Raw genomic sequence first — 12,774 nt, forward strand, 5'->3', positions numbered from 1 at the left:
TTTGAACGACGTTATTGATTTCGTTCAACGGGATCAATAACGCCGCGAATGTTATGCCTCGATATTCAACTGCTGATCGGCTATGGAGTCTCCAACGGAGAATTTCTCATGAGTGAAAAAGAACCTCGCAAGGTCCTCGTACTGACCGGCGCAAGCCGCGGTATTGGCCACGCAACTGTTAAGCGTTTTTCGCGTGCAGGTTGGCGCGTTATCACCTGCTCTCGCCAGAGTTTCGATGACAACTGCCCTTGGCCTGCTGGTCCAGACGATCATATCAAGGTCGATCTTGCTGATCCTGCTGATGTAGATCATGCGGTGTCGGAGATCAGGCAGCGGCTTAAGGTCGAAGGCGGGATGCTTAACGCCCTAGTCAACAATGCGGGTATTTCACCAAAGAATGGCTCGGGTAATCGTCTCGATTCCATTGAAACGCCAATGCAGACCTGGATGAGCGTGTTCCAGGTAAATTTCTTTGCCCCAATCATGCTGGCGCGTGGCCTGTTCAATGAGTTGGCCACTGCAAAAGGTTCTGTGGTGAACGTGACATCAATTGCCGGCAGTCGCGTACATCCATTTGCAGGTACAGCCTATGCTACATCCAAGGCAGCTTTGGCGTCATTGACCCGCGAAATGGCATCCGACTTCGGTCCCCACGGAATTCGAGTCAATGCCATCGCGCCTGGCGAGATCGATACGGCAATTCTCTCTCCCGGAACCGACAAGCTGGTAGAGCATTTGCCGCTTCGCAGGCTTGGCAAAACAGCCGAAGTTGCCGAAACGATCTTCTTCCTCTGTTCCGAGGCCTCATCTTATGTAACCGGCTCGGAAATACACATCAATGGTGGCCAACACGTTTGATTCTAAAGGATAAACAAGCTCTCATATGAGAGCTTGTTTATTAGACGTGGCTTTTATCTTTGGTGGTTTAAACGTAGCGATTGACTACATTTTCCAAATATTCCTGACGTCCGGAGCGCGGTTGCGGTTGCAGTCCTGAACCCTCAACTTTGTTCGCAATGTCCTCAAGCGAAAGCTTGCCCGAAAGCATTTGCTGGGCTTCCGGCTTTGACCAGCCAGCATAACGCTCATCGACAAACCCTGTCAGCACCTTGTCTTCGATCATCTTTGCTGCCGCCTTGAGGCCACGAGCGCAAGTGTCCATGCCGCCAATATGAGCAATCAACAAATCCTGCGGATCAAGTGACTGGCGGCGCAATTTCGAGTCGAAATTCGTGCCACCCGACGTAAATCCTCCTGCTTTGAGAATTTCAAAATATGCCAGCGCAACTTCCGGAACGTTGTTAGGGAACTGGTCTGTATCCCAGCCGGACTGATAGTCATTACGGTTCATATCGATTGAACCGAAGATGCCCAGAGCCGAGGCAGTCGCAAGTTCATGCTCAAAGGAATGGCCTGCAAGAATGGCATGACCCTGCTCCAGATTGACCTTCACTTCATTTTCAAGACCGAAGCGCTTGAGGAAGCCGTAAACAGTTGCCGCGTCATAGTCGTACTGATGTTTGGTCGGCTCTTGTGGCTTCGGTTCAATAAGGATGGCGCCCTTGAAGCCAATCTTATGCTTATAATCGACGACAAGGCTCAGGAAACGTCCCATCTGGTCGAGTTCGCGCTTCATATCGGTATTCAGCAGCGTTTCGTAGCCTTCGCGACCGCCCCAGAGAACGTAGTTTTCGCCCTTGAGCTTCTGCGTAACGTCGATGCAGGTTTTCACCGTTGCGGCGGCATAGGCGAATACGTCTGGATCGGGATTGGTTGCGGCACCTGACATATAACGGCGGTTGGAAAAGAGGTTAGCTGTGCCCCAGAGAAGCTTTGTTCCAGTCTTCTCCATCTTCCCGGCAAAATAGTCCGCTATTTCATGGAGGCGCTTGTTGCTTTCTGCAAGTGTATCGCCTTCCGGGCGCACATCGGCATCGTGGAAACAGAAATAAGGTGCGCCCAGAATCGAGAACATTTCGAAGGCAACATCTGCTTTCAGTTTCGCTCCTTCCATGGTCTCATTAAACCAGGGGCGCTCGAATGTCTGCCCACCAAACGGATCGCCGCCCGGCCAGACAAAGGAGTGCCAATAGGCAACGGCAAAACGCAAATGGTCTTCAAGGCGTTTCCCCAAAACCACTTCATCCGCATTGTAGAAGCGGTAGGCTAGCGGATTTGTGCTGTCCGGCCCCTCATATTTGACTGGTTTGGTGTCGCCGAAAAATCCGCTGTTCATGACTGAACTCCTTTTAATGCTGGATATAGATTATGATAACGATGATAGGCCGCATCAAATTGAGCGGTCAGTTTTGTTTCTGGCTCGATGGTCGAGGCGGTTGAAGGCGCGACGCATATTTCACGTGGGTTAACTTGCTCGGCGGCGATCAATCCGAGACGCGCTGCCCCGAAAGCTGCGCCGAAATCGCCGTCTGCTGGCACGTCAACTGGGATATTGAGCGCCGTCGCTATGGTTTTCAACCAATAGGTTGAGCGCGAGCCGCCGCCGACAGCCGTAACGCGTTCAAGCTGTGTGCCCGCCGCCGCCAATGCACGCGAACAGTCGCAAAATGCGAAGGCCACACCTTCCAGAACGGCTTGTGTTAATACTGCGCGGTCACTTGCGTGCTCCAACCCATAAAACGACCCGCGAATAGAGGAGTCGTTAAGCGGAGTGCGCTCGCCGGAAAGATAGGGAAGGAACGTGACGCCTGATGGTTCCCGTAAATCTGGCCCAAGCTCGTTTGTGAGCTCAGCTGCATTGCGCGAGGTTATCCCGGCATACCAGTTCAACGCGTCGGTAGCCGACAGAATTACCCCCATCTGATGCCATGTATTCGGCAATGCATGGCAAAACGTATGCACGGCACTTTCCGGATTGGGCAAATAGGCATTGTTTGCGGCAAAAAGCACACCGGACGTGCCTAGAGAAATGAAAGCGTGACCCTCGCCAACAGTTCCCATGCCACATGCGGATGCTGCGTTGTCGCCGGCTCCACCAGCAACAACGACGTTACTTTTCATTCCCCAACGCGAAGCAATATCGGATTTTAATGTGCCGGAGACATCTGTGCCTTCCACCAGCGACGGCATATGATCGAGACTTAGTTCTGTGGCGGCCAAAAGTTCTTGCGACCAAGCGCGCTTACCAACGTCCAACCAGGATGTGCCCGCAGCGTCCGACATTTCCGAGACGTACTCGCCCGTCAACCAAAGGCGCAAATAGTCTTTTGGTAAAAGAATATGGCGGGTTTTACTGAAGATATCTGGCTCATTGTTTCTAACCCAGTCCACTTTTGGCGCCGTAAAGCCCGGGAAAACAATATTGCCCGTGAGCGCCCTGAATCTCGGATCTGCATCAAGCGTGCTTGCTTCTTTATGGCTTCGTGTATCGTTCCAAAGCATACATGGGCGTAACACCTGATCATTGGCGTCGAGTAGCGTTGCGCCGTGCATTTGACCCGAAAGACCGATGCCCTTTACGGCAGCAAGTTCCTTGCCATGACTGGCACGCAGTTCCTGTACAGCGTGTTCTGTTGCTCTGATCCAGTGCTCAGGGTCTTGCTCCGACCAGCCGGAGTGGGGCCGCGTGACTTCCAGCGATCCATTGCCGGAAGCTATGATCCGCTGTTCATCGTCAATCAATAACGCCTTGACACCTGATGTGCCGAGATCGAGACCGAGATACATAAGATTTCTCCTGAACTATGCTGAAATTGCCCGTTTGACCGGGGCATCTCCGGGGGCAAAAATGTGCGTATCGAGATGAAGCAGGGATGTCATCATGCATCCTTGTAAAATAAGCGGGTGTTCATCAGGATAGCAGCGAATATTGAGGTCCTCTGTCGCGCCCCAGCCGGATGTTCCCGAAATGATGGCGCGCAAATCCTTTTCAAGAAGATCGAAAACACCTGCGCCCGGGCCAACCAGCGCAACGGGAACGGGGTCAATCAGCGAAAAAAGGCTGCGTAGTCCTGAACCGATTGCCTGTCCTGCTTTGGCGAAGGCCGCACGTTCCGGACCATCCTTTGCCCGTGCAATGTCGGCAACCTTGTTGAAACTTGCGGCGTCGACGCCCTGTATAGGTTGTGTTTTTTCATCTTCGTCAGCGATGTTTCTCAAGATGGCGTAGTCGCTGGCATAGGCTTCGATACATCCGTGCCGCCCGCACCGGCATAGCGCTCCGTTGGGTACATGCAACATATGCCCGAACTCGGATGCGGAGGAGTAGGCGCCGACAAAGGGTTTTCCTTTCAAGTAAAGGCCCATACCGATGCCGTGAGAAAGCAAAATAGCAGCAAAATCCTCGGTATAATTTTGAGGGTCAGTCCAGCGCAGAGCTTCCGCTATCATGTTGCAATCATTGGTAACGGCTACACCCACTCCATAGCGCTGCGAAAGAGCATTGCCGAATGCGATATTTGTGTCAGGCGTAATGGGAGACCAAAGCATCGCAGAGCTTGCAGCGTCTGTGACGCCCTGCACACCCATTGAGATGTGGAGCAGGGGACCAGCATTCTTCGGGCTGTTTTCGATTAACTCATCAAGCATGGATGAGACAGTTGCGATCAACTCGCCGGTTGTCGCTTCTAAAGTGGGTAAATGACGAAACTGCTCCGCAGTGACTTGGCCAGTATAGTCGAACAGCACGACATGGATAAGGTTGAGCGCGAGTTCCACCGTAGCGACTGTTGCGATTTCAGGGTTTAAAGCCAAGGCTATTTGAGGTCGTCCCCGCTTCGTTTCAGCCGGGTCGCCGCCGCGGTTTTCGCCAATAATACCTTCGGCTATAAGGGCCGTAGTAATGGCTGAAACCGTCGATGGACTTAGCCCCGTATGGGCCACGATGTCGGTTCTGGATAAATGCTCATGCTGTCGTATGGACCCCAATATAAGCCGCCGATTCTGACGGCGGACATCGTCCGGTCGCGCAATCTCATCCAGCAACAAATGACTTCCTCCCGAAATCTTTTTTTGTGCGACGCAAAAAAGTTGTTGCAGTGCAATGACTTGCGTCTTCAAAAACCAAGTTGACACGGAATTAGTTTTAAGTCACTATTTTTTTCGAGCCTCGAAATAAAGAGGTTTAATTGCTGGGCGGAGGTGAAGCCAGCAATAAATAGTCAGCGTGCTAAAGGCACTGGGAGGGTTATCATGAAGAAATATGCGGCCGCATTGGCGGGGGCAACGATTCTAGCTGTCTCGTTTGCAGGACCTGTTTTGGCGAAGGACAAGATCATCGGCGTGTCTTGGTCGAACTTCCAGGAAGAGCGTTGGAAGACCGATGAAGCTGCCATCAAGAAGGCTCTCGAGGCAAATGGTGACAAGTACATTTCTGCCGATGCGCAGTCGTCTGCGGCAAAACAGTTAACCGACGTAGAAAGCCTGATTTCGCAGGGCGCCAATGCCTTGATCATCTTGGCACAGGATTCCAGCGCAATTGGTCCAGCGGTAGAAAAAGCTGTCGCTGAAGGCATTCCTGTTGTGGGTTATGACCGTTTGATTGAAAATAAAGATGCGTTCTATGTCACATTCGACAACAAGGAAGTTGGACGCATGCAGGCTCGCGGCGTATTGGCTGTAAAGCCAGAAGGCAATTATGCCTTCATCAAGGGCAGCTCGGCCGATCCTAATGCTGACTTCCTCTTCGCCGGCGCACAGGAAGTACTCAAAGATGCTATCGATTCCGGTAAGATCAAGAATGTCGGTGAGGCTTATACAGATGGCTGGTTGCCGGCCAACGCGCAGAAGAACATGGAGCAGTTTCTTACTGCCAACGACAACAAGATTGACGCTGTTGTTGCTGCCAATGACGGAACGGCTGGCGGTGCCATCGCGGCGCTCCAGGCTCAGGGTCTAGCCGGATCCGTGCCGGTTTCAGGTCAGGATGCCGATTTCGCTGCGCTTAATCGTGTCGCTCTAGGCACGCAGACAGTGACAATCTGGAAAGACTCGCGTGAACTTGGCAAAGAAGCTGCAGACATCGCGGCGGCATTGGCTGATGGCAAAAAGATGGAAGAAATTCCAAACGTCCAGAAGTTTGCTGGCGGTGCCAACAAGGTTGAGGTCAATGCAGTGTTTCTGACACCAGTTCCGGTTACCAAGGACAATCTGGGTGTTGTCATCGACGCCGGCTGGGTCACGAAAGACGTCGTATGCCAAGGCGTAAAAGCCGATGCAGTGGCAGCTTGCAAATAGTTTGATCAAGATATCCTGAAATTTGACGCCGCTGATCCTCCGGGTCGGCGGCGTTCAAACAAGATAACTGGGAGAAATTTCATGAGTGATCCGGCTATTAGCCTTGACCGCGCTCGCGCTTCTGAACTGAGTGTTGTTGCCCGCTTCTTCAAAGCGACGGAACTAGATACGCGGCTCCTCGGTATGATAGGGGCGCTGGTGATCATCTGGGTGGCTTTCCAGTTCCTGTCTGGTGGCCAGTTTCTGACCCCGCGAAATCTCTGGAACCTTTCCGTGCAAACTTCGTCGGTGGCTGTCATGGCAACTGGCATGGTTCTCATCATTGTTACGCGGAATATTGATCTGTCAGTCGGCTCGGTATTGGGGTTTGTCGGCATGATCATGGGCGTTACGCAAGCAGAATTTCTACCCAAACTGCTGGGGTTTGAACACTCAGCAACTTGGCTGATAGTCCTTGCCATTGGTATTTTAACGGGTGCCATTATCGGCGCCGCTCAAGGTTTTATCATTGCATTTATGGGCGTCCCTGCATTCATCGTAACGCTCGGCGGGCTTCTGGTCTGGCGTGGTGCTGCGTGGTGGGTAACCTCCGGCAGAACCGTAGCGCCAATGGACTCCACTTTCCGCCTTATGGGCGGTGGGCCCGAGGGATCAATTGGCGCGATGTGGAGCTGGATTGTCGGCTTGGTCGCCTGTGTCGCTTTGGTCGTCATGATCATTAATAGCCGTCGTCAGCGGAAACGTTTCAATTTCCCGCGTCGCCCTGTGTGGGCGGAGATATTCATGGGCTTTGTCGCTTGTGGTTTGGTGCTGGGCGTTGTCGCAGTCGCAAATGCCTATTACTGGCCCATAGGCATTGTTCGTAAATATGCGGAAGCAAACAGCATTGTGATCCCGGAAGGTGGGTTGTTTATTTCCCATGGCATTGCTGTACCAGTCCTTATCGCGGTGGCGACAGGCATCATCATGACTTTCGTGACAACACGCACGCGTTTTGGCCGTTACGTTTTTGCAATGGGGGGTAACCCGGAAGCAGCCGACCTTGCGGGTATCAATACGCGTTGGGTCACGATGAAAATCTTTATCATTATGGGAATTCTCTGCGCGATAGCCGGCGCCATCTCGACGGCACGCCTGAACGCCGCCACCAACGCGCAAGGTACATTGGATGAATTGCTGACGATTGCAGCCGCTGTTATCGGTGGCACCTCATTGGCTGGCGGTGTGGGCACGATTGCCGGGGCAATGATCGGAGCGCTTTTAATGCAATCGCTTAGTTCCGGGATGGTCTTGTTGGGCCTCGACACTCCATTGCAGAATATCGTTGTTGGCCTGGTGCTCGTCATAGCAGTTTGGCTTGATACAATTTATCGCCGTCGGACCGCTTGAGGGAGGAGAAAATTATGACAAACAAACAAACCGCTCTCATCGATATGGAAAATATCTCAATTGCCTTCGGAGGTATCCGTGCAGTTGATGGCGCATCAATCGATCTTTTCCCGGGGGAAGTTGTTGCTCTCCTTGGGCATAATGGTGCCGGAAAATCGACATTGATCAAAATTCTATCCGGCGCTTACAAACGGGATAGCGGTACGATCAAAGTTAGTGGCGAAGAGGCCACGATCAACAATCCGCGCGACGCGAAAGCCTACGGCATTGAGACGATTTACCAGACCCTTGCACTGGCCGACAATGTGGATACGGCGGCCAATCTATATCTCGGGCGAGAACTGATGACGCCATGGGGTACGCTGGATGATGTTGCGATGGAACACAGTGCAAGAGAAGTGATGGGGCGTCTCAACCCGCGCTTTCAACGCTTTAAGGATCCGGTCAAGGCCCTATCAGGTGGTCAGCGTCAGTCTGTAGCAATTGCGAGAGCTATTCTCTTTAACGCGCGCATACTTATCATGGATGAGCCAACAGCAGCACTTGGCCCGCAGGAAACAGCGCAGGTCGGCGAGCTAATCAAGCAGCTAAAGAGCGAAGGGATAGGCATTTTCCTTATCAGCCACGATATTCATGACGTCTTCCATCTCGCAGATCGTGTCGCGGTGATGAAGAATGGTCAGGTCGTCGGAACCGCAAAGGTCGGCGATGTAAATGAGGATGAGGTGCTCGGCATGATCATCTTGGGCAAATGTCCACCCGGAGCAATTCCTGGACCAGGCGCCGTTAACTGATATAAAGAAGAAGCCCGCTTGCGCGGGCTTCGAGCTTTACATCAGATAGCTTCGACCTGTTGAACTTCCGGAACGAAGTGCTTCAGCAGGTTCTGGATACCGTGCTTGAGCGTTGCGGTGGAAGAGGGGCAGCCTGAGCATGCGCCTTTCATGTGGAGAAACACCGTGCCATTTTCGAAGCCGCGAAATGTAATATCGCCACCATCTTGAGCGACAGCGGGGCGAACCCGTGTTTCCAATAATTCCTTGATCGTATCAACGATCTCGGTGTCGGCACTGTCGAAGAACTCGCCTTCAGTTTCACGCTGAGCATTGTCAGCAATATCTGTCACATTCGCCATAACTGGAGCGCCGGACATGAAATGCTCCATGATGGCGCCGAGGATCGCCGGCTTCAAATGCTGCCATTCGGGCGCATCCGTTTTAGTCACAGTTACAAAATCATATCCGAAGAATACACCGGAAACGCCGCGAACTGCAAAGATCTTGGCAGCGAGAGGTGACGCGTCACCTGCGGTAGCTGCATCCCGAAAATCAGCGGTGCCTTCCTCAAGCACCACCTTTCCCGGCAAGAATTTCAATGTTGCTGGATTAGGCGTGGCTTCGGTCTGGATAAACATGGCGTATCTCGCGTCCCTAGTTTAGAACTATTCAAAAGGCATATAGGCCTTTAAACCATTCTCTTCAAGTCAAGATTATATCACGTTTTAAGAATGCCGTCAGGTAATAGCGTCCAGATCTTCGTCAGAGAGGTTATAGGGCACGACGGTCACGGGAATAGAGAAGGTTTCCCGACCTGCTAATGACTGAACGAGTGGCCCCGGGCCGTCCTTGCCGGAACCGGCAGCCAAAACCAGGATGGCAATATCCTGATCTTCTTCGATGAGTTTTTGGATCTCTTCTGAGGTTATCCCCTCTCGTACGGCAAGTTCAGACTCTATGCCAATACTTTCCCGAACGCTGGCGGCAAACTTGCTAAGCGTGGAATTTGCGGTTTCCTCAGCCTCGGCCCGCATGATTTGCTCAACTCCGAGAAACGCTTGAAAGTCCGCTGAGTCGATGACAAACAGGAGCAGCAAAACACCCCCAGTGGTCTTGGCACGGCGGGCTGCATAAGCAACCGCCCGCTCACATTCAGGGGTTTCATCAATAATGGCCAGAAATTTACGGCGATGGCCAGCTTCGCGGCTGAGACGTTTTGATACCATTTGTGCAACCTGCCTTAAGCGTCGATCGTCTGCAAGCCTTGTCTAGTCTTGAAGGAAGCCAACGATATCACGAACCTTATGCATCGTCTTTTCCGCAAGGACACTAGCCCGTTCGCCACCATCCTTGAGAACGTTGTCGACATAACCGGGGTCAGCGGAAATGCGGCGCATTTCATCAGCGATAGGCGAGAGCTTTTCAACAGCTAGCTCAGCTAGCACTGGCTTGAAAATGGAAAATTGCTGTCCGCCGAAGTTGCGAAGTACGGTTTCCTTGTCGGTATCCGTCAAAGCGGCATAAATGCCGACCAGATTGTCCGCCTCGGGTCGGTCTTTTAAGCCATCGACTTCGGAAGGCAAAGGATCGGAGTCTGTCTTTGCCTTTCGGATCTTCTTGGAAATCGTATCGGCATCGTCGATGAGATTGATTCGGGAAAGATCCGACGGGTCGGACTTCGACATTTTCTTGGTGCCGTCGCGTAAGCTCATAAGCCGTGCGGCAGGGCCGCCAATGACTGGTTCAGTCAATGGAAAGAAGCTTGATATGGTTTCGTCGCCTGACTGGGTCTCTATTCCAAGGCCAAGTTCAGAGATCCGGTCGGAAAAATCAGTGTTGAATTTTTGCGCGATGTCACGGGTCAGTTCGAGATGTTGCTTTTGATCCTCGCCAACCGGCACATGCGTAGCGCGATAGACGAGAATGTCAGCAGCCATCAGATTGGGGTAGACATATAGGCCAACGGACGCGTTTTCACGATCCTTGCCAGCCTTATCCTTGAATTGTGTCATGCGGTTCAGCCAGCCCATCCGGGCGATGCAGTTAAATATCCAAGCGAGTTCAGAATGCTGGCGAACACGGCTTTGATTGAAGACTATATGTTTCTTCGGATCGACTCCAGCAGCCAAAAAGGCAGCTGTAACCTCACGCGTGTTGCGCAAAAGCTCCGAAGGCCCCCCCCAGACAGAAATCGCCTGCGTTATGGCGTGCTGATCGACCACGCAATAGATGCAATTATTGTTTTCCTGCAAAGCGACCCAACGGCGGATTGCGCCAAGATAGTTGCCAAGGTGCAGATTTCCGGTTGGTTGAACACCGGAAAAAACGAGCGGTTCAAACGTGCTCATAAATCGTCCTTAATTCTTCTTCGGCCAAGGTGGATAGCCATGACGTGCGGTTCTGGCAGAGCAAAGCATGGGATTCAAGCCCTACCATCATTTGAGCTGCAACAGGTCCCATTTATTGCCGTAGAGATCCTCGAAAACAGCTACGCTGCCATAGGCTTCATGTCTTGGTTCTTCGGGAAATTTCACACCTGCACGCAGCATTTTCGCGTGATCGTTTGAAAAGTCATCCGTATAGAGAAACAGGGCAACACGGCCACCTGTCTGATTGCCTATCGCTTGCTGTTGTTGCGGGCCTTCAGCCTGAGCAAGAAGCAGCTTTGCGCCACCTCTTTCCGGTGAGACAACCACCCAGCGCTTTGTTTCCGATTGTTTAGTGTCGCTCTCAACGGAAAAACCCAGCACATTTGTGTACCAGGCAATCGCCTCATCATAGTCATCAACGACGAGTGTGATCAGTCCAATTCCGCGGGCCATTATGGATTCTCCGCTGGTGGTTCAGGTGCTTTTGCACGGCGCTTTACGTTGCGGCGGATCATGCCAAGACTTGCGCCGCCACTGCCAAAGGCCAATGCGAAATATATGACCATCGACATGAAGATGAGACCGAAAACGCCAGCTGCCTGAACATGGACAGGTGCTTGCGCGACGAGATAGGGCTCCGCCCATTTGATTGCATAGGACAATGCAAGCGCCATAATGGCAGCGGCAATGATCAATCGCGGTATACGGGTCAAAAGCGGGATGTCACGTCCCCAATGCCCTCGCCAGATAAGAGTAGCAAACAGAAGGATGGCGTTGACCCATCCAGCTGTCACTTCGGCGGTGGCAATGCCTGTCTCTGCCAAAATGGGAAAGAGTGTCAGCGCCATGGCTATATTGATGACCACCGAAACGGCCGCAAAGATCATAGGCGTCTTGGTATCTTCACGTGCGAAAAAGCCGGGTATGAACGCCTTGATCAGCACGAAGGCGGGTAGGCCAAGACCATATATCGCAAGAATATTCGCAACACGGCTTGTTGACTCAGCGGTAAATTCGCCGCGTTCGAGCAAGAGCCGAATAATCGGCTCGGACATGACCAGAAGCGCTGCAGCGGCTGGCAATGTAAGAAACAAGATGAACTCGACCGAACGATTTTGGAGGTTGCCCGCTTCTTTCAAATTTCCAGAGCGAAGGGCGCGGGCAAGTTCTGGCAAGAGCACAGTTGCGACAGCGATACCTACAACGCCGAGTGGGAGTTGATAGACGCGATCAGCGTTTGCCAGTGACGTAATTGCGCCTTCCTTACCGGAAGCGATATTGGTGTTTATCAGCAGATTTATCTGCGTTATGCCGCCTGTAATTGCTGCGGGTAGAGCCAAAACCAAAAGTCGTTTGACGTTTGCAGTCATGCGGGGGCGGCGAAAGCCAATCGATATTCCAGCTTTACGCACGGCAAACCAGACGATAGTCAATTGCACCAGCCCCGCAGCCATTACACCCCAGGAAAGGCCATAGCCAATTGCAATGCCGTCATGGCCGGCATACCAGGCATAGGCGAGCACGCCAATCAGAATGATATTCAGGAAAACCGGCGCTACTGCAGCGGCAAAATAACGGTGAAGGGAGTTCAGCATTCCCCCCATCATGGCTGCCAGCGACATGCATGCCAGATATGGAAACATGATGATCGCCATCGAAACCGTATTGCCGAACTTTTGCGGATCATCGACAAATCCCGGAGCAATCACGGTTCGCACGATGAGAGGCATGGACAGTTCCATGATAATGGTCAGAGCCATCAGAACGCTGAACAGAACGCCAAAGACTTCTTCCGAAAACCGCTTGGCCCCCTCCATACCGTTGGCTTCAATTTCCTTTGCAAAAAGAGGTACAAAGGCTGCGTTGAATGCACCCTCCGCAAACAATCGGCGGAAGGTGTTGGGAAATCGGAAGGCAGCATTGAACGCATCCGCAACCGGACCCGTTCCAAGAGCTGCGGCCATAAGCATTTCGCGGGTAAGACCAAAGACACGGCTCATCAATGTGCCGGACGCGACGGTCGCAAATTTCTTGACGAGGCTCAT

At 52.4% G+C, this 12,774-nt stretch carries 12 protein-coding genes; 4 read left to right on the plus strand and 8 right to left on the minus strand.

Going from position 1 to position 12,774, the window contains the following annotated elements:
• Positions 1-108 precede the first annotated feature (108 nt).
• Positions 109-858 carry an SDR family NAD(P)-dependent oxidoreductase gene (locus QFZ34_RS14235; RefSeq protein ID WP_115051552.1) on the plus strand — a complete coding sequence of 250 codons (750 nt, stop codon included), beginning with the start codon at positions 109-111 and terminating at the stop codon, positions 856-858.
• 67 nt (positions 859-925) lie between these two features.
• On the opposite strand, the gene xylA is transcribed toward QFZ34_RS14235, so the two are convergent.
• The 3 genes from xylA to QFZ34_RS14250 are packed head-to-tail and all read right to left on the minus strand — an operon-like array spanning position 926 to position 4,944.
• A complete protein-coding gene (gene xylA / locus QFZ34_RS14240; protein WP_307282160.1) occupies positions 926-2,236 on the minus strand; it encodes a xylose isomerase in 1,311 nt (436 codons plus the stop codon).
• Positions 2,233-3,687, minus strand: coding sequence for a xylulokinase (gene xylB / locus QFZ34_RS14245; protein ID WP_307282162.1), 1,455 nt, complete (start codon positions 3,685-3,687; stop codon positions 2,233-2,235). Before xylB ends, xylA begins: the two co-directional genes overlap by 4 nt.
• 15 nt (positions 3,688-3,702) lie before the next feature.
• Positions 3,703-4,944: an ROK family transcriptional regulator gene (locus QFZ34_RS14250; protein WP_307282165.1), complete on the minus strand. Its 1,242-nt coding sequence runs from the start codon at positions 4,942-4,944 to the stop codon at positions 3,703-3,705.
• A 207-nt stretch (positions 4,945-5,151) separates the two neighbouring features.
• On the opposite strand from QFZ34_RS14250, the gene xylF reads away from it, so the two are divergent.
• The 3 genes from xylF to QFZ34_RS14265 all read left to right on the plus strand — a co-directional run bounded on the left by xylF (position 5,152) and on the right by QFZ34_RS14265 (position 8,378).
• Positions 5,152-6,195 carry a D-xylose ABC transporter substrate-binding protein gene (gene xylF, locus QFZ34_RS14255; protein WP_115051549.1) on the plus strand — a complete coding sequence of 348 codons (1,044 nt, stop codon included), beginning with the start codon at positions 5,152-5,154 and terminating at the stop codon, positions 6,193-6,195.
• 81 nt (positions 6,196-6,276) lie between these two features.
• Positions 6,277-7,584, plus strand: coding sequence for a sugar ABC transporter permease (locus QFZ34_RS14260; RefSeq protein ID WP_115051548.1), 1,308 nt, complete (start codon positions 6,277-6,279; stop codon positions 7,582-7,584).
• Between the two features lie 14 nt (positions 7,585-7,598).
• Entirely contained in the window at positions 7,599-8,378 is a 780-nt protein-coding gene (locus tag QFZ34_RS14265; protein WP_115051547.1) for an ATP-binding cassette domain-containing protein, read from the plus strand.
• A 41-nt stretch (positions 8,379-8,419) separates the two neighbouring features.
• Here the strand turns inward: QFZ34_RS14265 and QFZ34_RS14270 are convergent, their stop codons facing one another.
• The 5 genes from QFZ34_RS14270 to murJ all read right to left on the minus strand — a co-directional run bounded on the left by QFZ34_RS14270 (position 8,420) and on the right by murJ (position 12,774).
• Positions 8,420-8,998, minus strand: coding sequence for a NifU family protein (locus tag QFZ34_RS14270; protein WP_115051546.1), 579 nt, complete (start codon positions 8,996-8,998; stop codon positions 8,420-8,422).
• Positions 8,999-9,097: 99 nt separating this feature from the next.
• Positions 9,098-9,586, minus strand: coding sequence for a universal stress protein (locus QFZ34_RS14275; RefSeq protein ID WP_008127009.1), 489 nt, complete (start codon positions 9,584-9,586; stop codon positions 9,098-9,100).
• A gap of 42 nt (positions 9,587-9,628) precedes the next feature.
• Positions 9,629-10,708: a tryptophan--tRNA ligase gene (gene trpS, locus QFZ34_RS14280; RefSeq protein ID WP_307282171.1), complete on the minus strand. Its 1,080-nt coding sequence runs from the start codon at positions 10,706-10,708 to the stop codon at positions 9,629-9,631.
• Positions 10,709-10,795: 87 nt separating this feature from the next.
• Positions 10,796-11,182 (minus strand): VOC family protein, encoded by a 387-nt coding sequence (locus QFZ34_RS14285; protein WP_307282172.1) that lies wholly within the window; start codon positions 11,180-11,182, stop codon positions 10,796-10,798.
• The gene (gene murJ / locus QFZ34_RS14290) at positions 11,182-12,774 is read right to left on the minus strand and encodes a murein biosynthesis integral membrane protein MurJ (protein ID WP_307282175.1); all 1,593 of its coding nucleotides are present in this window, start codon (positions 12,772-12,774) and stop codon (positions 11,182-11,184) included. Before murJ ends, QFZ34_RS14285 begins: the two co-directional genes overlap by 1 nt.

This window comes from Phyllobacterium ifriqiyense (assembly GCF_030817885.1).
Taxonomy (GTDB): Bacteria; Pseudomonadota; Alphaproteobacteria; order Rhizobiales; family Rhizobiaceae; genus Phyllobacterium; species Phyllobacterium ifriqiyense.